The 19,755-nt window shown below is 72.3% G+C and carries 18 protein-coding genes; 9 read left to right on the top strand and 9 right to left on the bottom strand.

Features of this window, described 5'->3' with window-relative positions:
• Positions 1–39 precede the first annotated feature (39 nt).
• From ACIHIX_RS23900 to ACIHIX_RS23875, 6 genes are all read left to right on the top strand, one after another.
• Positions 40–390 carry a hypothetical protein gene (locus ACIHIX_RS23900; protein ID WP_399959327.1) on the top strand — a complete coding sequence of 117 codons (351 nt, stop codon included), beginning with the start codon at positions 40–42 and terminating at the stop codon, positions 388–390.
• A gap of 89 nt (positions 391–479) precedes the next feature.
• Complete coding sequence (locus ACIHIX_RS23895; protein WP_399959432.1) at positions 480–1,643, top strand: NAD(P)/FAD-dependent oxidoreductase; 1,164 nt, start codon at positions 480–482, stop codon at positions 1,641–1,643.
• Between the two features lie 76 nt (positions 1,644–1,719).
• Entirely contained in the window at positions 1,720–2,091 is a 372-nt protein-coding gene (locus tag ACIHIX_RS23890; protein ID WP_399959325.1) for an Rv2175c family DNA-binding protein, read from the top strand.
• A gap of 677 nt (positions 2,092–2,768) precedes the next feature.
• Positions 2,769–3,425, top strand: coding sequence for a thiamine phosphate synthase (thiE, locus tag ACIHIX_RS23885; RefSeq protein ID WP_399959323.1), 657 nt, complete (start codon positions 2,769–2,771; stop codon positions 3,423–3,425).
• 161 nt (positions 3,426–3,586) lie between these two features.
• Complete coding sequence (gene metF, locus ACIHIX_RS23880) at positions 3,587–4,510, top strand: methylenetetrahydrofolate reductase [NAD(P)H] (RefSeq protein WP_399959321.1); 924 nt, start codon at positions 3,587–3,589, stop codon at positions 4,508–4,510.
• Between the two features lie 56 nt (positions 4,511–4,566).
• Positions 4,567–5,514, top strand: coding sequence for a hypothetical protein (locus ACIHIX_RS23875; protein ID WP_399959319.1), 948 nt, complete (start codon positions 4,567–4,569; stop codon positions 5,512–5,514).
• 36 nt (positions 5,515–5,550) lie between these two features.
• On the opposite strand, the gene ACIHIX_RS23870 is transcribed toward ACIHIX_RS23875, so the two are convergent.
• The 5 genes from ACIHIX_RS23870 to ACIHIX_RS23850 all read right to left on the bottom strand — a co-directional run bounded on the left by ACIHIX_RS23870 (position 5,551) and on the right by ACIHIX_RS23850 (position 11,554).
• Complete coding sequence (locus ACIHIX_RS23870; protein WP_399959317.1) at positions 5,551–7,062, bottom strand: phytoene desaturase family protein; 1,512 nt, start codon at positions 7,060–7,062, stop codon at positions 5,551–5,553.
• A gap of 48 nt (positions 7,063–7,110) precedes the next feature.
• Positions 7,111–7,728: a DUF4126 domain-containing protein gene (locus ACIHIX_RS23865; protein WP_399959315.1), complete on the bottom strand. Its 618-nt coding sequence runs from the start codon at positions 7,726–7,728 to the stop codon at positions 7,111–7,113.
• A 382-nt stretch (positions 7,729–8,110) separates the two neighbouring features.
• A complete protein-coding gene (locus ACIHIX_RS23860) occupies positions 8,111–8,728 on the bottom strand; it encodes a TetR/AcrR family transcriptional regulator (RefSeq protein ID WP_399959313.1) in 618 nt (205 codons plus the stop codon).
• A gap of 44 nt (positions 8,729–8,772) precedes the next feature.
• Positions 8,773–10,857 (bottom strand): YhgE/Pip family protein, encoded by a 2,085-nt coding sequence (locus tag ACIHIX_RS23855; protein ID WP_399959311.1) that lies wholly within the window; start codon positions 10,855–10,857, stop codon positions 8,773–8,775.
• Positions 10,829–11,554: an ATP-binding cassette domain-containing protein gene (locus ACIHIX_RS23850; RefSeq protein ID WP_399959309.1), complete on the bottom strand. Its 726-nt coding sequence runs from the start codon at positions 11,552–11,554 to the stop codon at positions 10,829–10,831. The genes ACIHIX_RS23855 and ACIHIX_RS23850 overlap by 29 nt, the downstream gene beginning before the upstream one ends.
• Positions 11,555–11,725: 171 nt before the next feature.
• Here ACIHIX_RS23850 and ACIHIX_RS23845 point away from each other — a divergent pair, with 171 nt between their 5' ends.
• From ACIHIX_RS23845 to ACIHIX_RS23835, 3 genes are all read left to right on the top strand, one after another.
• On the top strand, positions 11,726–12,298 hold the full coding sequence (locus ACIHIX_RS23845; protein ID WP_399959307.1) for an SAV_6107 family HEPN domain-containing protein: 573 nt from the start codon (positions 11,726–11,728) through the stop codon (positions 12,296–12,298).
• A gap of 186 nt (positions 12,299–12,484) precedes the next feature.
• Complete coding sequence (locus ACIHIX_RS23840) at positions 12,485–13,249, top strand: methyltransferase (RefSeq protein ID WP_399959305.1); 765 nt, start codon at positions 12,485–12,487, stop codon at positions 13,247–13,249.
• A gap of 283 nt (positions 13,250–13,532) precedes the next feature.
• Positions 13,533–13,928 carry a DUF3040 domain-containing protein gene (locus ACIHIX_RS23835; protein WP_399959303.1) on the top strand — a complete coding sequence of 132 codons (396 nt, stop codon included), beginning with the start codon at positions 13,533–13,535 and terminating at the stop codon, positions 13,926–13,928.
• Between the two features lie 144 nt (positions 13,929–14,072).
• On the opposite strand, the gene ACIHIX_RS23830 is transcribed toward ACIHIX_RS23835, so the two are convergent.
• The 4 genes from ACIHIX_RS23830 to ACIHIX_RS23815 form a co-directional block, all read right to left on the bottom strand.
• Positions 14,073–16,457 carry a DUF3488 and DUF4129 domain-containing transglutaminase family protein gene (locus ACIHIX_RS23830; protein ID WP_399959301.1) on the bottom strand — a complete coding sequence of 795 codons (2,385 nt, stop codon included), beginning with the start codon at positions 16,455–16,457 and terminating at the stop codon, positions 14,073–14,075.
• Positions 16,454–17,830: a DUF58 domain-containing protein gene (locus tag ACIHIX_RS23825; RefSeq protein ID WP_399959299.1), complete on the bottom strand. Its 1,377-nt coding sequence runs from the start codon at positions 17,828–17,830 to the stop codon at positions 16,454–16,456. The genes ACIHIX_RS23830 and ACIHIX_RS23825 overlap by 4 nt, the downstream gene beginning before the upstream one ends.
• Positions 17,827–18,858, bottom strand: coding sequence for an AAA family ATPase (locus tag ACIHIX_RS23820; protein ID WP_399959297.1), 1,032 nt, complete (start codon positions 18,856–18,858; stop codon positions 17,827–17,829). The genes ACIHIX_RS23825 and ACIHIX_RS23820 overlap by 4 nt, the downstream gene beginning before the upstream one ends.
• 251 nt (positions 18,859–19,109) lie before the next feature.
• Complete coding sequence (locus tag ACIHIX_RS23815) at positions 19,110–19,718, bottom strand: beta-class carbonic anhydrase (RefSeq protein ID WP_399959295.1); 609 nt, start codon at positions 19,716–19,718, stop codon at positions 19,110–19,112.
• Positions 19,719–19,755: the final 37 nt, after the last annotated feature.

Here is a 19,755-nt window from a genome sequence, read left to right as displayed (position 1 = left end):
AGCTCTTGGTTTTGCCCTTTTGTAAGGAGGCCCACTGTCATGGCCCGCTCGCTGGACGGCCTCGTCCTCGCCCCCGTCGCCGACCAGGCCCCAGGTCAGGTGGGTACTCGAACCCGGTTCAGCTACCACGAGAAGGACGGCGAGATCTGGGCCGAGTACGCGGGCGGCGACGTCGTCCGCGGGCATCTCGTCGGCACCCGGGAGGGCGACCGGCTCGACTTCCGGTACGTGCAGCTGAAGCACGACGGGACGACTTCCTCCGGGCACTGCGTGTCCGCGGTCGTGGAACTGTCCGACGGGCGGGTGCGACTGGAGGAGAGCTGGGAGTGGGAGTCGCAGCCCGGCAGCGGGACCAGCGTTGTGGAGCAGGTCACGGTGCAGGACTCCTGACTGACAAATTGTCAGGTGTCTATGGTGATCAGGTGAGCGACGAGACGGATACGCAGGCGCGGCGGCGCGTGGTCGTGGTCGGCGCGGGCATGGCCGGCGTCCAGACCGCGGTGGCCCTGCGCGAACAGGGCTTCACCGGCACCGTGACCCTGATCGGTGCGGAACCCCATCAGCCCTACGACCGGCCGCCGCTGTCCAAGGCCGTGCTGCTCGGCAAGGCCGAGGGCTCCGCCTTCGAGGTCGACTTCGAGGCGCTCGGCATCGAACTGCGCCTCGGCGTGGAGGTGCTGGGCGTCCGCGCCGACGACCATGAACTCGACACCGTCGGGGGCCCGGTGCCGTACGACGTCCTGGTCCTCGCCACCGGCGCCGAACCGATCCGGCTGCCCGGCGCGGAGGGCATCCCCGGAGTCCATCTGCTGCGCACCCTCGACGACGCCGAGCGGCTGCGGCCCGTACTCGCCCGGCAGCACGACATCGTGGTCGTCGGCGCGGGCTGGATCGGCGCCGAGTTCGCCACCGCCGCGCGTGACGCGGGCTGCGCGGTGACGGTCGTCGAGGCAGCCGACCGGCCGCTGGCGGGCGCCCTGCCCGCGGAGGTGGCCACGCCGATGACCGCCTGGTACGCCGACGCGGGGGCCGAACTGCGCACCCACGCGCGCGTGGCGCACATCGAGCCCGGCGAGGTCGTCCTCGACGACGGTTCCCGGCTGCCCGCAGACGCCGTCGTGGTCGGCATCGGCGCCCGCCCCGCCACGTCCTGGCTGTCCGGCTCGGGCGTCGACCTCGGCGCGCACGGCGAGGTCGTGGCCGACGCCGGGCTGCGCACCTCGGTCGCGGACGTGTACGCCGTCGGCGACTGCGCCTCCTTCCCGTCGGGGCGCTACGGCGAGCGACTGCTGGTCCACCACTGGGACAACGCCCTCCAGGGGCCCCGCACGGTCGCGGCCAACATCATCGGCGAGACGCCGTCGGTCTACGACCCGGTGCCGTACTTCTGGTCCGAGCAGTTCGGCCGTTTCGTCCAGTACGCCGGCCATCACACGTCCGCCGACACGGTCCTGTGGCGCGGGGACCCGTCGGGGCCGGCCTGGACGGTCTGCTGGCTGCGCGGGAACCGGCTGGTCGCGCTGCTGGCGGTGGGCCGGCCGCGGGACCTGGCGCAGGGGCGGCGGCTGATCGAGGCGGGGACGGAGCTGGACCCGGAGCTGCTGCCGGACCCGGGCAGGCCGCTGAAGGCGGCGGTGGTCTAGCGGAAATGTCAAGGTAGGGGACGTTTCGGGCGGCCCCGGCTTCCGACTGTCAGTGCGGGATGGCAGGCTTGATTCCGTGACCGAGATTGACGCAAAGATCGATGCTCTCGTCCCCGCCTGGCTCACCCTCCCCGACATCGCAGAAATGCTGGACGTCGAGGTGACGCGTGTGCGGCAGCTGGTCAAGGAGGGCCAGCTCATCGCCGTACGCCGAGGTGAGAACCGCGCACTGCACGTCCCCGCCGCCTTCATCGACGGGGTCGAGCAGAAGGTCGTCAAGGGCCTCACCGGGACCCTGACGCTCCTGCGGGACGACGGCTTCAGCGACGAAGAGATGCTGGAGTGGCTCTTCACCCCGGACGACAGCCTCCCCGGCACCCCGGCCCAGGCCCTCAGCGAGAACCGCGGCACGGAGGTGAAGCGCCGCGCCCAGGCGCTCGCCGTCTGAGCCGAACGCCGCCTGGTGTGCGAACCGGGGCCGCAGGATGTCCTGTGCGGCCCCGGCGCCGGGGGCGGCTGCCCGCTCGACGTATCGCGTCCCGGCTGCGGGCGGCCGTGTCGCTGGGGCGGCGCCTATCCAGCGGCGGCAGTGGTCTCTGGCCCCAGCTCGGGCAGTCGTGTCGCTGGGGCGGCGCCCATCCAGGAGCGGCAGTGGTCTCTCGCCCCGGCTGCGGGCGGTCGTGTCGCTGGGGCGGCGCCCATCCAGCGGCGGCGGTGGTCTCTCGCCCCGGCTGCGGGCGGTCGTGTCGCTGGGGCGGCGCCCATTCAGCGGCGGCGGTGGTCTCTCGCCCCGGCTGCGGGCAGTCGTGTCGCTGGGGCGGCGCCCACCCAGCAGCGGCAGTGATCTCTCGCCCCGGCTGCGGGCAGTCGTGCCGTAGGGGCGGCGCCTATCGAGCAGCGGCAGTGGTCTCTCGCCCCAGCTGCGGGCAGTCGTGCCGCAGGGCGGCACGGGTGGGCGCAGCAGCACCCCGCCGGCGCGGGCGAGCGAAACCCACCCCGGCCCACTTGATCCGCCATGACGTACCGGCGTGCCCCGGCCTGACCCACCTGTGGTTCACTACCGCCCGCCGAGGCCGACCGCACTCGTCCGAGGCCCGTACCGTCACCGACCCCGGGGGACCGAACATGACCGACGCCACCGACGCCGCCCGCGCCCACCTCACCGGCGCCCGCGTCTACCTCTGCACGGACGCCCGCAGGCGCCAGGGCGACCTCCCGGAGTTCCTGGACGCGGTCCTGGCCGGCGGTGTGGACATCGTGCAGCTCCGGGACAAAGGCATGGAGGCCGCCGAGGAACTGGAGCACCTCCAGGTCTTCGCCGACGCCTGCGCACGCCACGGCAAGCTGCTCGCGGTCAACGACCGCGCCGACGTCGCCCACGCCACCCGCGCCGACGTACTCCACCTCGGCCAGGGCGACCTCCCGGTCCCCGCGGCCCGCGCGATCCTCGGCGAGGACGTCCTCATCGGCCGTTCCACCCACGCCGAGCGGGAAGCCGAGGCGGCCGCGGTCCAGGCCGGCGTCGACTACTTCTGCACCGGCCCCTGCTGGCCGACCCCCACCAAGCCCGGCCGCCACGCCCCCGGTCTCGACCTGGTCCGCCACACGGCCGGCCTCCGCACCGACCGCCCGTGGTTCGCCATCGGCGGCATCGACCTCGGCAACCTCGACGAGGTCCTGGAGGCGGGCGCGGAGCGTGTCGTCGTCGTACGCGCCATCACCGAGGCGGACGACCCCGGCGCGGCGGCAGCCGAGTTCGCCAAGCGCCTGCGACAGCGCTGACCAGCCACAGGGGCGAGCGGAGGCGGCGACCGGAGGCGGCGGGCGGCCCATCGCACGCCTCCTGTCCGAAAACTGTCCGATGGGTGGACAACAAATCGACAAAACGGGCAAATTTCCGTGATCTGGTTGGGTGACCAGCGCCCCCTGGCTAACCTGCCGGTATGGCCCTCGGAACCGCATCCACCAGGACGGACCGCGCACGCACCGTGCGCGACATCCTCGCCACCGGCAAGACCGTGTACTCGTTCGAGTTCTGGGCTCCGAAGACGGAGAAGGGCGAGCGGAACCTGTGGAACGCGCTGCGGAGGGTCGAGGCGGTGGCCCCCGACTTCGTCTCCGTGACGTACGGCGCCGGCGGCTCCACCCGTGCGGGCACCGTCCGCGCCACCGAGCGGATCGCCGCGGACACCACCCTCACCCCGGTCGCCCACCTCACCGCGGTCAACCACTCGATCGCCGAGCTGCGCAACATCATCGGCCAGTACGCCGACGCCGGGATCCGCAACATGCTCGCGGTGCGCGGCGACCCGCCCGGGGACCCCATGGGCGACTGGGTGCCGCATCCGCAGGGCCTGACGTACGCGGCCGAACTGGTCCGGCTCATCAAGGAGTCGGGTGACTTCTGCGTGGGCGTCGCCGCCTTCCCCGAGATGCACCCGCGCTCCGGCGACTGGGACACGGACGTCGAGCACTTCGTCGACAAGTGCCGGGCCGGCGCCGACTACGCCATCACGCAGATGTTCTTCGAGCCGGATTCCTACCTTCGCCTCCGCGACCGGGTGGCCACCGCCGGCTGCTCCACCCCGGTCATCCCCGAAGTGATGCCGGTCACGAGTGTGAAGATGCTCGAACGGCTTCCGCAGCTCAGCAACGCGTCGATCCCCGCTGCCCTGAAAGAGCGGATCCTCACAGCAAAAGACGATCCGGCCGCTGTACGCTCCATCGGTATCGAATTCGCCACCGAGTTCTGTGCGCGGCTGCTGGCCGAGGGAGTGCCCGGACTGCACTTCATCACGCTCAACAACTCCACGGCGACCCTGGAAATCTACGAGAACCTGGGCCTGCACCACCCACCGCAGGCCTAGACCGGCCGCACGGATATACGACACACTGCGTAGCGGTTACTGGGAGAGGGGCGTACATGGGCTGGACGGTCCTCTACATCGCGTTCGGAGTCGTCGCGCTGTGGTTGCTCGGCGAGGTGCTGCTCCAGTACAAGGCGCGCCTGCGCTGGCGCCTGCTCGCCTTCGCGGGCTTCGTGGGCGTCGTCTTCGGTGTCCTGATCCCGTCCGTCGTCGTCATCGGACTGGGCGCCATCGCCTTCGCGATCGGCCAGACCTACGTGACGCTCTCCTTCCGCCGCGGCTTCGAGCAGGGCTGGGCGGTCAATCCGCCGGCGGCTCTGGGCGGCCTGGCCGGCGGCAAGCGCCGTGAGCGTGGCCGTGAGGAGCCGACCCTGGAGGTCTCCGACCTCGAGGCGACCGACGCCGACTACGGCGACGAGGGCAACTACCGCCAGAACACCGCCGGTTACGGCGACGAGTACGACCGCGACGACGTGTTCACGCCCGCCCGCCCCGCCGCGGCGGCCGAGACCACCGCGGTCTACGAGCCCCAGCCCATGCCGGACGACACCGGCTCCTACGGCATATACGGCGACACCCCCTACCCGGCGGCGGCCGGCGACGGCACCTACGCCGGCCAGGACCAGTACGCGACGGCGGCACAGGCCACCGACCAGAACTACGCCTACGACGGCTACACCGGCTACGACCAGCAGCAGTACGGCTACGACACGGCCGGCCAGCAGCAGTACGCCGCCTACTCCGACCCGTACATCGGCACCCAGACCTACGGCGGCGGGTACGACACCTCCTACGGCGGTCAGCAGCAGTACGGCCAGCAGGCCTACGGTCAGGACCAGTACGGCAACGCCACCTACGGCGGCGAGACCCCGGCCGGTGGCGTCTGGGTCCCGCAGCAGCGCACCGACGACTCCTACGGCGGTGAACTCCCGCCGGAGCAGCCGTACCCCTACCAGGGCAACGGTCAGCAGGGGAACGGCTACGACGAGCAGTACCGCTTCTGAGCGGCGCTCACCCGGGGTGGGCGGCTCGCGGGACCGTCACTGAGAGCCCCGGAAGTCCGGTCCCTCCACGATCAGTCCGGCGACCAGCGCGCCCGACATGCCCGCGTGCGGCAGACCGCCACCGGGGTGCGCCCAGCCGCCGACGGTGAACAGGCCCGGCAGCTCCGTCCGGTTGGCCGGGCGCAGCAGGGTTCCCCGAGCCGCGGCCAGTGCGGGCGCGGGCACACCGCCGCCCTCGGCGCCCGTCTCCTCGCGCGTGTGGACCGGTGTGCGGACCTCGCGCCACAGTGTCCGCTCCCGCAGGCCCGGTACGGCCCGCTCGGCCGCGGCGAGCATCCGGTCGGCGAAGGCGTCGGCGGCGCCGTCGGCGGTCCAGTCGTAGTGCGTCTGCGAGGGCACCGTCGCGGTGAGCACCATCGACTCGTGTGCGTCGTCGGGGCGCAGCGCGGGATCGTCGGGCCGGTCGATCCGGACCGTCGGCTGCTCGGGCGGCACACCGAGCGAGAAGAGCTCCCACTCGCTCTCGGAGTCCGGGCCGTGGACGACGGTGCGATGCGCGGCACCGGCCTCGCGCGCGCCCCGCAGGGCGAGGCAGACCACGACGCGCCCCGGGGACATGCCCTCCGGGTTCACCTCCACCGCCTCCGCGTCGTACAGCTCACGCCCGCGCACAAGGCTCCCCAGGCGCCAGGGCCCGCCACCGACGACGGTGTCCGCGTCCACCACCGACCCGTCGGCCAGCTCAAGCCCGGCCGCCCGGCCGTCCTTCTCCAGCACCCCGGTGACCTCGGCGCCGAAGTGGAACTCCACCCGGCGCGCCACACACCGCTCGTACACCGCGCGCGCCAACTCCCGCATACCGCCGCGGACATACCAGGTCCCGAAGGCGTGCTCCATGTACGGCAGCACCGCCGCGCTCGCGGGGGCGTCGCTCGGGTCGAGGCCGTACGCCAGCGCGTAGCCGTCCAGCAGGGCGGCCAGCCGGGGGTCGCGCAGCTCCCAGGCGCCGATCTCGGCGAGCAGACCGGCGCGGCGGGTGCGCAGCAGCTTCTTGTGGGGGACCGACGGGTAGGGCTCGCGGTCGGCCAGCACCGACCAGTTGGGCCACAGCGGCTCCTCCAGGAGCGGCCGGCGCGTACGGTCCCAGGCCTCGCGGGCCCGGACCAGGAAGTCGCCCCAACGGTCGCCGGTCCCCGCACCGAGCGCTTCGTCCAGCGCCGCCACGACGCCCGCGCGGGACGCGTTCGGCAGCGAGACCTCGGTGCCGTCCGCGAAGAGGTGCCGCGACGACGGGTCGACCTGGACCAGCTCCACGACCGACTCCAGCGGCTCCTTGCCCGTCTTGACGAACAGGTCGCGGTAGACGGCGGGGAGCGGCAGCAGTCCCGGGCCGGTGTCGAAGGCGAACCCGTCGCGCTCGAAGCGGCGCACCGCACCGCCGTACGTCTCCGTACGCTCGTACACCGCCACCCGGTGGCCCGCGACGGCCAGCCGGGCAGCGGCCGCCATCGCGCCCATCCCGGCGCCGATCACCGCAATCCGTGCCATGCCCGCGACTTTATCGGCCGCCACCGACAGCCCTGATGACAGGTGGGGTCACCAGCCCGGTGGCGACCCTGTCCGGCCCGCGAGCCGCTTCTCCTCCCGGCGTTGGGCCCTGCGCCGCAGGAAGCGCCGGATCCGGGAGATCAGGAAGATCAGTATCACCAGCCCGCCGAGCAGCAGCACCGCCGCGATGATCGCCGCAGCCTGCGGGTTGAAGATCGCGAAGGTGACGAGGCCGCCGACGCCGAGGTCCTCGGCCAGGCTCACGATCACGTTGCTGAACGGCTCCGGCGAGGTGTTGACCGCCATCCTGGTCCCGGCCTTGACCGCGTGGCTGGCCAGCGCCGTCGAACCGCCCACCAGACCCGCGACCACGTCGTTGAGCGAGCCGCTCTGACCGGCCAGCACCGCGCCCACCCAGGCGCCCGCCGCCGGGCGGATCACCGTGTGCACGGAGTCCCACGCCGAGTCGACGTACGGGATCTTGTCCGCGACCGCCTCGCACAGGAACAGCACGCCCGCTGTGACGAGCACCTCAGGGCGCTGCAAGGTCGCGGGGACGTCGTCGCTCAGCCCGGTCGCGCCGAAGACGCCGAGCAGCAGCACGACGGCGTACGCGTTGATTCCGCTGGCCCAGCCGCTGGTGAAGACGAGAGGGAGTACCGACACGGAGGCGATCGTAACCAGTCGGCAACGGGGCGTCCTGGGCCTGAGTGCGCAGGTCTGAGTATCCGTACCTAGGGGGCGAGATGAGTACGCGCGCGGATGGGTGCCGACCTGCGTGAACGAGAGAGTGGAGCCACGGAGAAGGGGAACGGCTCCGGCACCGGCGACACGGGGCGCCGGAGCGGAGCCGCCCCGGATCCGCTCCTTCCGCCGACGGAAGTCGGCGGGAGCGAGGCACGGGGGGCCCGGGGGAACGACCGAACGGGGGTCCGACGGGGGACACGGGGGAAAGGGAGAACGGGGGAGCACGAGAAGGCGCCGGTTCGAGGTGGCCCGCGGGGGACGCGGCCACAGCGGACTGGCGCTTTCGTGTGGACGGCCCAGGTCAGCGGTGGCCGCTCACCCGGCCCTGCAACAGCCGCGACAGCGCCGAGTGGACGTCGTCCAGGGAGCGCTCAGGCTGGAACGCCTTCCAGTCCAGGGCCGCCACCAGCACCATGCCGACGAGGGCCGACGCGGTCAGGGAGACGTCGATGGCCTCATGGAACTCGCCGTTGTCGATGCCCTCGCGCAGGACGTCCTCGACGACCGCCACCGCCTGCTGACGGACCACCATGAGCGTGGACTGCCAGGCCCGGTTGGTGCGCCACAGCTCGGCCACGTAGAGCTGGGTGAAGGCCGGGTAGCGGTCGATGAAGACCAGACCGGCCCGGATCATCGCGTCCAGGGCGTCCGTCTTGCTGCCGCCCTGCTGGGCGGTCCGTTCCGCCGCCTCCCGGAGGGAGGCGGTGAGCAGGCCCACGCCGTGCCGCAGCAGCTCCTCGAAGAGGACGGACTTGCTCGCGAAGTTGTAGTAGACGGTGCCCTTCGCGACCCCGGCCCGCTCCGCGATCTCGTCGACGGTCGTGGCGGAGAAGCCCTGCTCGGCGATGAGGGTGACGGCCGCCTCGTAGAGCTTCTGCCGGGTGGCCTCGCGGCGCGTGCTGCCGCTGCTGCTTTCCATGGCCCCGATTCTCACAGCAACCGCGGCCCCGTCGGTCGTCGAGGTCACAGGCTCAGCTCCGGGTGCAGCCGGTCGAGCGTCCACACCTGGCGGCGGCGGGCCGACAGGGCGGTCAGCGCGAGAGCGCCCGCGGTGAAGGCGACGAGCACCACGCACGCGTGCCACACCGGACCGAGCCCGCCGCCGGTGATGAGCCGGCGCAGCGCCTCGACGACGTAGCTCATCGGCAGGAAGGGGTGGAGCGCGTTGAAGAAGCCCGGGCTGGTCTGCACGGGGTACGTGCCGCCGGCGGAGGTCAGCTGGAGCATCAGGAAGGCCAGGACGAGGATCCGTCCGGCCGCCCCGAAGCGGGCGTTGAGCCACTGCACGATCGCCGCGAAGCACGCCGTGACCAGGAACAGGAAGCCCACCGTGCCGGCCGCCCGCACCATCTGGAGGCCGATCGCCCAGTGCAGCACCGACATCAGGGCGACGGTCTGGAGCACTCCGACGGCCACCACCGGCAGCCAGCCGGCCAGCGCGATCCGCCACGCGGGGGCGCCCGCCGCGAGCGCACGCCGGTTCATCGGTGCCACGAGCATGTACGCCACCATCGCGCCCACCCACAGGGACAGCGGGATGAAGTACGGGGCGAAGCCGGTGCCGTAGTTGGGCGCCTTGTGGAAGTCCTTGGAGACCAGCTGGACGGGGTCGGCCATGACGCCGGTGCGCTCGTCGCGGTCGGCCTTGTCGTAGTCGGGGATCTGGCCGGCGCCGTCGTGCAGTCCGTCGGAGAGCTTCCCGGAGCCGTCGACGAGCTTGTACATGCCGCCGTTGAGGTCCTCGGCGCCCGTCTTGAGCTTGCCCACCCCCTCGTCCAGGTCGCCGGCGCCGGTCTTGGCCGTGCCGAGCCCGGTGTGGAGGGTCTTGGCGCCCGCGGCGACCTTGCCCGCGCCCTCGTTCAGCTTGTCGATCTTGGAGACGGCGTCGTCGAGGTCCTCGGAGAGATTGGGCGCCCGGTCGGCGAGGGCCTGGGCCTGCTTCTGGAGGGTCGCCAGGTTCTTGTCGAGCTTCTTCAGATCGCCGTCCTGGTCGCCCACGAGGGTGTTCACGTCGTCCGCGATCGTCGCCACGTCGGCGGCGGCGTCCTTGGCCTTCTTCAGGTCGGCACAGGCCCCGTCCGGCAGAACCGGGTTCTCGCAGCGCGCCTGGTAGACGTCGTCCAGGGTGTCGGAGGCCGTGTGGGCGCCCTTGGCGGCGACCGGAGCCGTCTTCACCAGGGTGTCGAGGTTGTCGCGGATCGCCCCCGCGGAGTCCGCGACGAGCTGGGCGGTGTCGCCGATCGTCTTCTCGTTGTCCTTGAGGAACGGGCCGACCTTCTCCGCGACCCCGTCGACCTTGTCGGCGAGGGTCTGGGTGCCCTCCGCGACCTTCTCCGAGCCGTCCTGGAGGTCGCCCGCGCCCTTGTCGAGCTTCTTGAGGCCCTTGGACAGCTTGCCGCTGCCGCTCTTGGCGTCCTTCAGCCCGTCGGCGAGGTCCTTGGAGCCCTTCTCGGCCTTGGCCGTGCCGGTCTCCAGCTTGTCGGCGCCCTTGGCGGCCTTGACCGTCGCGCCGTGGATGTCGGAGAAGGAGATGAAGATCTGGTCCAGGAAGGACCTCGACGCCTTCGTGGACGCGGCCTGACGCACCTCGCTGAAGACCGTGCGCGAGATCTGCCCGACGATGTAGTTGTTCGCGTCGTTGGTCCTGACCTGGAGCGCGCCCGTCTCGGGGGAGTCGCCCGCACTGGAGGCGATCCGCTCGCTGAAGTCGGCCGGTACGGTCAGTGACAGGTAGTACGTGCCGTCCTCGACGCCCCCGCGCGCGTCGGCGGCGCTCACCTCGTGCCAGTCGAAGACGTCGCTCTCGCGCAGCCCCTTGGTGATGTCGGCGCCCGCGGTGATCTTCTTCCCGTCGGCGGTCACGCCCTTGTCGGCGTTCACGAGCGCCACCGGGATGCGGTCGAGCCGGCCGTACGGGTCCCAGAACGACCACAGGTACAGGGCGCCGTACAGCAGCGGCAGCACCAGCAGTGCGACCAGGGCGGCGCGCGGCAGCTTGCCCCGGCCGAAGCGCCGGAGCTCAAGCGCGGCCAGTCGCGGCGAGCGCATCGGCCTTCTCCTTCCCCTCGGTGGACACCTTCACCACGTCGTCCGGGGCCTCGCTGCACACCGCCACGACGGTTGTCCCGGCCTCGGCGAGCGACCTCAACAGGGCCCAGACCTCGGCCCGTTCGGCGTCCGACAGCTTCAGATCGACGTCGTCGACGCCGAGCAGCCGCGGACGGCCGATGAGCGCGAGGGCGAGGGACAGCCGCAGTCCCTCCAGCCGCTCCAGATCGCGCACGGCGGTCCGGGAGCCCTTGGGCAGGGCCTCCTGGTCGAGACCGGCGGCGATCAGGGCGGTGTCGATCCGCAGCCGTGCCTCGTTCTTCCGCTCCGCGCGGGGCCGCAGCAGCGCGCGCAGGGAGTCCCCGAACCGGTGCTGGAGCAGGGCCCGCTCACGCAGGTGTTCCCCGACGGTGAGGGCCGGGTCGAGGTCGGTGACACCGGCGACATGCGCGACGGCGCTCATCCGCCGCACCGCCCCGAGCTGCTTGGGCAGCCGCGCCCCGCCCACGACCGCCGTCCCCTCGGTGGCCTTCATGCGCCCGGTGAGCGCGAGCAGCAGACATGTGCGGCCGGTCCCCGACGGACCCTCGACCGCGACGAGCGAGCCGGGCTCGGCCTCGAAGGTGATCCCGCGGAAGGCCCACCCCCGCGGCCCCTTGAGCCCGAGGCCCTCGGCTGTGACGGCGACTCCGCCCACAGCCCACCCCCTGAGTGTTGAAGCGAGTTTTTGAACTGACTGGTCAGTGCAAAAACTAACCCGAACTTTCGATCGAAGCAAAAGCCCAGGTCAGAACGGATTGTCAGTGCCATACCTCACGATGGGCACATACGGCCACAACGCCGTCACGCAGACGACAGGAGGTTCGTCATGGCCACCTCTCACGCAGCAGCAGCCGCCCGTCGGCGCCGCGCCACCGGCCCTGCCCCCTCACTGACCGGACCGGCGAGCGACGTACACCCCGTGCTGCGCCGGACCACGGCCCCGCCCGCCGCCCTCGACCTGCTCGCCCAGGCCCGCGCCGGACTCGACGAGGCCGCCGTCCTGGAAACCCCGAACGAGCGCTACGCGACGGCACATCTCGCCGCCCTGCGCACCGCCGCCGCCGTGCTCGCCGCCCGCGGACGCCCGGAGCCGACCCCCCGACGCCGGGCCAGGATCCGGAGCGCCTGGGAAGTGCTCCCCGAGATAGCGCCCGAGCTCGCCGAGTGGAGCGCGCTCTTCGCCGCCGGGGCCCGCCGCCGCGCCCGGGCCGAGGCCGGCATCCAGGGCGCGGCCTCCCGCCGGGACGCCGACGACCTGATGCGCGACGTGGCGATGTTCCTGCGCCTCGTCGAGCGGATGCTGGTCCTCCAGCCGGTCCTGCCCCAGCCCCGCCAGGACACGGACCACCCGGCCCCCGACGACCACCCAGGGAGCAGGGACATGCCGGACGCGGGGTGACTTGGTCGGCGCGCCGCACGCCCCGCCGAACACGGCTCACGGCGCAGGACTCGGCCGGTGATGACTCGCTTCGCCGCCCATTAGGGTGGAGGCGCCTGAAACCCTCGCCTTCCGCACCCCCGGCGGGGAGGGTGCCCGTTCGCTCCGCCGTGCATGAGGCGGTGCCGCGCCGAGGAGTCAACTGCCGTGTCGGACCCGCTGCGACCCCGCGCCTCCCTCCGTACCGCCGTGGTCTGGGAAGTCCTCCAGGACGCCCTCGAACGGCGGGTCAAGGCCACCGGCCGGGAGTCCCTGGACGTCCTCGACACCGGAGGCGGCAGCGGCAACTTCGCCGTGCCCGTCGCCCGCCTCGGCCACCGCGTCACCGTCGTCGACCCCAGCCCCAACGCGCTCTTCGCCCTGGAGCGCCGCGCCGCCGAGGCAGGCGTCGCCGACCGCGTCCAGGGCGTCCAGGGCGACGCCCACGGCCTCTTCGACGTGGTCGAGCGCGGCGCCTACGACGCGGTGCTGTGCCACGGCGTCCTGGAGTACGTCGACGACCCGGCCGAGGGCGTCCGCAACGTGATTGCCGCGCTGCGCTCCGAAGGCGTCCTCAGCCTGCTCGCGGCCGGCCTGGGCGGCGCCGTGCTCGCCCGCGCCCTCGCCGGCCACTTCAAGGAGGCCAAGCAGGCCCTCGCCGACCCGAACGGCCGCTGGGGGGACGGCGACCCCGTGCCGAGGCGTTTCACCGCCGAACAGCTCACCGCACTCGTCGAGGGAGCGGGCCTGGCGGTCGGCGCCGTGCACGGCGTCCGGGTCTTCGCCGACCTGGTCCCCGGCGTGCTGGTCGACACCGAGCCCGGGGCCCTGGAGGCCCTGCTCAAGCTGGAGGAGGCGGCGGCCGAACTGCCCGCCTTCCACTCCGTGGCCACCCAGCTTCATGTGCTCGGCGAGACGCGGACCACCTCCTGAGACCCCTGTGCCGCGTCCTGGTGCGGCGCTGATCAGGGACTTGGGTGCAGATGGAGTACGCCACAGGCCCCCCGATCGGGCGCCCAGCGCCGTATGATCGAGGGAGACCGCCCGGCATGACGGGTCGGCTGCTGGGGAATGCAAGATTCAGTGGCCGGGACGCTCATGGCGGAATCCGGTTGGCTAATTGGCGTAGAGGGGCGGGTTTCACGGGGGCGATTCCCTGCCTATCCTGAAGGGACCCCCCGAGTCGCCCCGGCGACTGCACGATGAGGAGGACTCCGTGCCGCTCTCGGAGCACGAGCAGCGAATGCTCGAGCAAATGGAGCGAGCGCTGTACGCCGAAGATCCCAAGTTCGCGACAGCGCTCGAGGGAAGCGGGCTGCGTACGTACACCCGGCGACGGGTCTACCAGGCGGTCGCGGGCTTCCTCGTAGGTATCGCGCTCCTCATGGCAGGAATGGTCGCCAAGCAGGTCTGGCTCAGCGTGGTGGGCTTCCTCGTCATGCTGGGCTGTGCGGTACTCGCCGTGACCGGCTGGCGCAAGGCCCCCAAGCCGGGCGAACAGCCCGCGGCGGGTGGCCCGCAGGCTCGTCGTCAGCCCCGGCAGAAGCGCTCCATGATGGACCGCATCGAGCAGCGCTGGCAGCGGCGCCGCGATGAACAGGGCGGCCAGTAGCTCGACCCACAGCGGATGAGGGGGTGACCGCCCACCGGGCGGTCACCCCCTCACGCACGCCCTTGGTCCGGCAGCCCGGCCGACGAGACGAGCCCCCGATCCGCTTCCACGGATCGGGGGCTCGCTCTGTGCCCAGTGCCCGGTCTAGTTCTGCTGGCCGGACGGCTTGCGCAGGCTGGGTCGGACCGCCGCCACCCGGGACGTGACGCCGCTCCACCACTCCGAGACGGCCCACACCACCCGTACGGTCGAGCGCGGGGCGAAGACCGCCCGCAGTTGCGTGCTGCGCGGTGCTGTGCCGCGCAGCCCGGCGATCGCCCGCCGGACGTCCTCCGCGAGCCCCGCCGTGGGGCGCGGCCGCGGCGCGTACAGCACCTGCTCCACCGCCTCCGCCACGCGGTGCACCGAGGCCGCGGCAGCCTCGTCGAGATGACCCAGCCGGACGAACCGGGCCGCCGTCTTGCGAGGCGTCTGCGACTCGTCCGGCACGATCCCGAAGTCCCAGGCCGTGTCGGTCAGTTCCAGCCAGACCGCCAGCGTGTGCCGCGCGGCGTCCGCCTCGGTCCGGCCGTGCGCCCCCAGCCGTACCGCCCGGGTCCGGGTCCGCCACAGCGCCGGCGCCAGCGGGATCGCCAGGGCGGCGAGACCGCCGAGCGCCCACGCCAGGAAGACGTACCACTTCGGGCCGTCGTCGTCCTTGGCGAGCGCGGCCGCCGTGGACTCGCTCGGGCAGGCCTCGAGCTTCTTCTGCTCCGCGGAGCAGCTCTCGCTCGCCGACGGCGTGGCGGAGGGCGCCGCGCTCGCCGACTGGGTCGGACGGCCCGTGTCCGGCAGGCTGCTGCCCGGGGTCTGCGTCTGCGTGTACTCGGGCTGCGTGCCCCGGGTCGGGGTCGGCTCGAAGCGGGTCCAGCCGACGCCCTCGAAGTACAGCTCGGGCCAGGCGTGCGCGTCGCGCAGCGTGACCGTCACCGATCCGTCGCCCTGCGGCGTACCGGGGGCGAAGCCCACCGCCACCCGGGCCGGAATGCCGAGGCTGCGGGCCATCGCGGCCATCGCGAAGGAGAAGTGGACGCAGAAGCCCTGCTTGTTCTCCAGGAACCGGGCGATCGCCTGCGAGCCGCTGCCCGCCTGGACCTGGGTGTCGTACTGGAAGCCGCCGGTCACCGTGAAGTACTCCTGGAGCTTCACCGCCTCGTCGTAGTGGTTCGAGGAGCCGGCGGTGACCTCCCGGGCGGTCCTGGTGACGATGTCGGGCAGGGACTTCGGCAGCTTGGTGTACTCGCGCTTCAGGCTCGCGGGAGGCTCCGGGGCCGAGGCCAGCTGCTCGGCCGTCGGCCGCACGTCCAGGCTCCTGACCGTGTACGTCTTCCCGCGCGTGGTCTGGCCGTGGTCGCCGACGAGCGTCATGCCCACCGGTTCGTAGCGCCACTTGCCGTCGACCTCCACGCCGCTCGGCGGGTACGGCATCGGCAGCCAGTCCTGCTGGTACCAGTCGGCGGCCGAGATCCGCGTCGTGATCTCGGCACGCCGGACGTCGGCGCCGAGACCGGGCGGGGTGGGGAACTCGTCCGGCACCTTGTCGATGTCCCGCTTGGACGGCTTCCACGTGGTGCCGTCGAAGTCGTCCAGGGAGACGATCCGCAGATACTGGGCGCCGGCCGCCTCCGGGTCGGACCGCACCGACAGGACGTCGCGGTCGTCGTCCGCGTTGAGGTTGTCGCGCAGGGACACCAGGGGGTTGACCGCGGAGATCGTGCCCCCGCTGCCGTTGCCACCGCCCGCGCCCGCTCCGACGCCGTCCAGCAGGCCGCCGCTCATCGAGGGCAGGGCGATCGGCACCACGAGGGCCAGGCCCAGCGCGACGGCGCCGATACGCCGCCCGGTGCGGACCGGGGCCACCGGGCCGGACTCGCCGCCCGGGGTGCGCGGCGCCCCGCCGAAGACCCGGCCCCACTGGGAGAGCCGGTCGCGTCCCTCGGAGAGCAGCAGCATCAGATAGCCGCCCGCCGCGACCACGAACCAGAGCCAGTCGGCACCGCCGTCGGACAGCCCCGCGGCCACGGAGTACAGCGCGAGCAGCGGCAGTCCGGCCGGGGCCGCGCTGCGGAAGGTCACCGCGAGGGTGTCCACCGCGAGCCCGATGACCAGGACGCCACCGATGATCATCAGCCGGATGCCGTCGGACTCCAGCGGCGCCGGGATCGCGTACCGCGCGATGTCGTCGCTGCCCTGCTGAAGCAGGTCGGCGAAGCGCTGGAAGGCCTCGGGGCCGGGCACGATCCCGGCGACCGCCTGCTCCCGGGTGAAGAGCAGGGTCAGCATCATCAGCGTGACCAGGGCCTGCGAGGCCACGGTCAGGGGGCGGGCCAGCGGTACCCGCCGGGTCGCCGCGCCCACCAGGGACTGGACGCCCAGCAGGAAGGCCGCCTGGAGGATCCAGGTGGCCGGTTCGACCAGGGGCAGCAGGGCGCAGGACGCCATCAGGGTGGCCGCCCAGGCACCCAGCGCCAGTCGTGCCCGCCCGCTCATGTCCGTGCCCCCTCACTGCCCGCGCCGTTCGCCGCACCGAGACCGGTGCGCTCGCGGTCCGCCTGGCGCCACAGTTCGCTCAGAGAGGCACCGCGCGGCACGCGCAGCGCCGTCCAGCCGGCCTCGCGCAGCATCCGCAACCGCTCCTCGCTCCGGTCCAACGGCCGGGCCGCATCGGTCGGTTCCCGACCCCAGCCCGCCCCGTCCAGCAGGAAGGCGACCGCGCCTCCGCTGCGCTGGCGCATCTTGGCGGCGACCGTGGCCTGTTCCTCGTCGAGGTCGCCGAAGAAGGCGACCAGCAGCCCCTCGTTGCCGCCGCGCAGCACGTCGTAGGCGCGCGACAGGCCCGTGCCGTCGGAGTGGTCGATCACCGCGAGGGTGTCCATCATCAGGCCCGCCGCGTCCGCCGACTCCTGGCTCGCGCCCGCGAAGCCGTCCGCGCCCTCGCCGGGCACCGAGCTGCCGGTGTCCGTCAACAGCCGGACGGAGAAGCCGCGTTCGAGCATGTGGACCAGCGCCGACGCGGTGCCCGAGACGGCCCACTCGAAGGCCGAGTCGGGGCCCGCGCCGTGGAAGGCGAGGCCCCGGGTGTCGAGGAGCACCGTGCAGCGCGAACGCTGCGGCTGCTCCTCGCGGCGCACCATCAGCTCGCCGTAGCGCGCGGTGGAACGCCAGTGGACCCGGCGCAGGTCGTCGCCGTAGCGGTAGCCGCGCGGGATGACGTCGTCCTCGCCGGCCAGGGCGAGCGAGCGCTGCCGCCCGTCGCCGTAGCCCTTCGCCTCGCCGCTGAAGCGCACCGGCGGCAGCGGCTCCACGCGCGGGATCACCGTCAGAGTGTCGTACGACGAGAAGGACCGGGTCAGCTCGCACATGCCGAACGGGTCGGTCAGGCGCAGCTGGAGCGGGCCCAGCGGATAGCGGCCGCGCAGGTCGGAGCGGACCCGGTAGGAGACCTCGCGGCGGCCGCCCGCCTCGACCCGGTCGAGGACGAAGCGGGGGCGCGGGCCGAGGACGTACGGCACCCGGTCCTGGAGCATCAGCAGGCCCGTCGGCAGCCGCGAGACGTTGTCCATCCGCAGGTGGACGCGGGCCTCGCTGCCGGCGGGCACGCGCGCGGGGGAGAGCCGGCGGCTGCCGGCGACCCGGTAGCGGGTGCGGTAGAGGACGGTGGCGCAGACCAGGGGCAGCACGGCCAGCAGCAGGCCGACCCGGAGCAGATCGCTCTGCCCCAGGACGTACGCGCAGATGGCGGCGGCGATGCCCGCGGCCAGGAAGGACCGGCCGCGGGTGGTCAGACCGGCCAGCGCGGTGCGCACCCCGCCCTTGTCGCCCCGGTCGGGCTCCGCGTGGCCTGGCCCGGCGGCGGTGGTCATCCAAGCCTCCGCGGCGGCTGCTGGCCGTATGCCTGCGTGCCGTGGCCGAGACCGATGCCGCCCTGCTGCTGGGGCACCGGGGTGCGCTGCAGGATCTCCTGCACGACCTGCTCGGAGGTGCGCCGGTTGAGCTGGGCCTGGGCGGTGGGCAGCAGCCGGTGGGCCAGGACGGCGACGGCGAGGGCCTGGACGTCGTCCGGCAGCGCGTACTCCCGGCCGCTGAGGGCGGCGGACGCCTTCGCCGCGCGCAGCAGGTGCAGCGTCGCGCGCGGGGAGGCGCCGAGTCTCAGGTCGGGGTGGGTGCGCGTGGCGGCGACCAGGTCGACGGCGTAGCGCCGGACCGGGTCGGCGACGTGGACGCCGCGGACGGCGTCGACGAGCTTCACGATGTCGTGCGCGTGGGCCACCGGCTGGAGGTCGTCCAGCGGGCTCACCCCGCCGTGGACGTCGAGCATCTGCAACTCGGCCTCCGCGCTGGGGTAGCCGATGGAGACCCGCGCCATGAAGCGGTCGCGCTGGGCCTCCGGCAGCGGGTAGGTGCCCTCCATCTCGACCGGGTTCTGCGTGGCCACCACCATGAAGGGGCTGGGCAGCTCGTAGGTCTGCCCGTCGATGGTGACCTGCCGCTCCTCCATGGACTCCAGGAGCGCGGACTGCGTCTTCGGCGAGGCGCGGTTGATCTCGTCGCCGATCACGATCTGCGCGAAGATCGCGCCCGGCTTGAACTCGAAGTCCCGGCGCTGCTGGTCCCAGATGGACACACCCGTGATGTCCGAGGGCAGCAGGTCGGGCGTGAACTGGATACGCCGCACCGAGCAGTCGATGGACCGCGCCAGTGCCTTCGCCAACATGGTCTTTCCGACGCCGGGGACATCCTCGATCAGAAGATGCCCCTCGGCGAGCAGTACGGTCAGCGAAAGCCGTACGACCTCGGGCTTGCCCTCGATCACTCCTTCCACCGAACTGCGGACACGCTCCACAGTGGCGGTCAGATCAGTGAGGCTCGCTCGATCGTCATAGGTCGTCACCCGGCCCTCCTCGGCCCGTTCTTTCTCCGGGCCGACGCTCTGCGATGCGGACCGGCCCACCCCGAATTCACGGACAGCACGCGGAAATGGTTCCGCGTGACGTCCATCCCCGCATTCTTGCTGCCGTTACCGATTCGTGTCACTCGCCTGTGGACAACTGCCTGCGATATGTCAGGGCTTGCGGCCTTTTGGGCACCCAGGAACCGGAAATCAACAGGAGAACGACAGCTTCGGAGGGCGGTCCGGCGGGGTCAGGCGGGGTCGACCTCGCGCAGCAGACCCGTCTTCACGTCGAAGACGAAGCCGCGCACGTCGTCGGTGTGCAGCAGGAACGGGTTGGTGCGCACGCGCTGCATGGACTGCCGTACGTCCTGGTCGACGTCCCGGAAGGACTCCACCGCCCAGGCCGGGCGCTGGCCGACCTCCATCTCCAGCTCGGTGCGGAAGTCCTCGGTGATCGCCTCCAGACCGCAGCCGGTGTGGTGGATCAGGACGACGCTACGGGTGCCCAGCTTGCGCTGGCTGATGGTGAGGGACCGGATCACGTCGTCGGTGACCACCCCGCCGGCGTTGCGGATGGTGTGGCAGTCGCCGAGCTCCAGACCGAGCGCGGCGTGCAGGTCGAGACGGGCGTCCATGCAGGCCACGACGGCGACGTGCAGAACGGGGCGGGCGTCCATGCCGGGGTCGGTGAACGCGGCGGCGTACTGCTCGTTCGCGTCGACGAGGCGGTCGGTGACGGCGCCGACGCGTATGGCGCCTTCGGATGCGGTGGCGGCGGATGCAGAAGTCGTCATGGTGACGACGTTACTGGTCACAGCCGATCCGGTCCTGCGGTGAGAAGGGAAAAAGAGCGTCATCACGTCCTCTTTGTGAGGTAAGCCACAGAGGTGAGCC

It is taken from the genome of Streptomyces sp. NPDC051913, from assembly GCF_044593635.1.
Taxonomy (GTDB): domain Bacteria; phylum Actinomycetota; class Actinomycetes; order Streptomycetales; family Streptomycetaceae; genus Streptomyces.
Note: the sequence above shows the minus strand (reverse complement) of the source record. Positions and strands in the feature narration are given on the sequence as shown.

Coding starts and splice junctions, on each gene's coding strand:
- ACIHIX_RS23900 (WP_399959327.1), top strand. CDS start 40: ATGGCCCGCTCGCTGGACGGCCTCGTCCTCGCCCCCGTCGCCGACCAG.
- ACIHIX_RS23895 (WP_399959432.1), top strand. CDS start 480: ATGGCCGGCGTCCAGACCGCGGTGGCCCTGCGCGAACAGGGCTTCACC.
- thiE (WP_399959323.1), top strand. CDS start 2,769: ATGACCGACGCCACCGACGCCGCCCGCGCCCACCTCACCGGCGCCCGC.
- metF (WP_399959321.1), top strand. CDS start 3,587: ATGGCCCTCGGAACCGCATCCACCAGGACGGACCGCGCACGCACCGTG.
- ACIHIX_RS23875 (WP_399959319.1), top strand. CDS start 4,567: ATGGGCTGGACGGTCCTCTACATCGCGTTCGGAGTCGTCGCGCTGTGG.
- ACIHIX_RS23870 (WP_399959317.1), bottom strand. CDS start 7,062: ATGGCACGGATTGCGGTGATCGGCGCCGGGATGGGCGCGATGGCGGCC.
- ACIHIX_RS23860 (WP_399959313.1), bottom strand. CDS start 8,728: ATGGAAAGCAGCAGCGGCAGCACGCGCCGCGAGGCCACCCGGCAGAAG.
- ACIHIX_RS23855 (WP_399959311.1), bottom strand. CDS start 10,857: ATGCGCTCGCCGCGACTGGCCGCGCTTGAGCTCCGGCGCTTCGGCCGG.
- ACIHIX_RS23845 (WP_399959307.1), top strand. CDS start 11,726: ATGGCCACCTCTCACGCAGCAGCAGCCGCCCGTCGGCGCCGCGCCACC.
- ACIHIX_RS23830 (WP_399959301.1), bottom strand. CDS start 16,457: ATGAGCGGGCGGGCACGACTGGCGCTGGGTGCCTGGGCGGCCACCCTG.
- ACIHIX_RS23825 (WP_399959299.1), bottom strand. CDS start 17,830: ATGACCACCGCCGCCGGGCCAGGCCACGCGGAGCCCGACCGGGGCGAC.
- ACIHIX_RS23815 (WP_399959295.1), bottom strand. CDS start 19,718: ATGACGCTCTTTTTCCCTTCTCACCGCAGGACCGGATCGGCTGTGACC.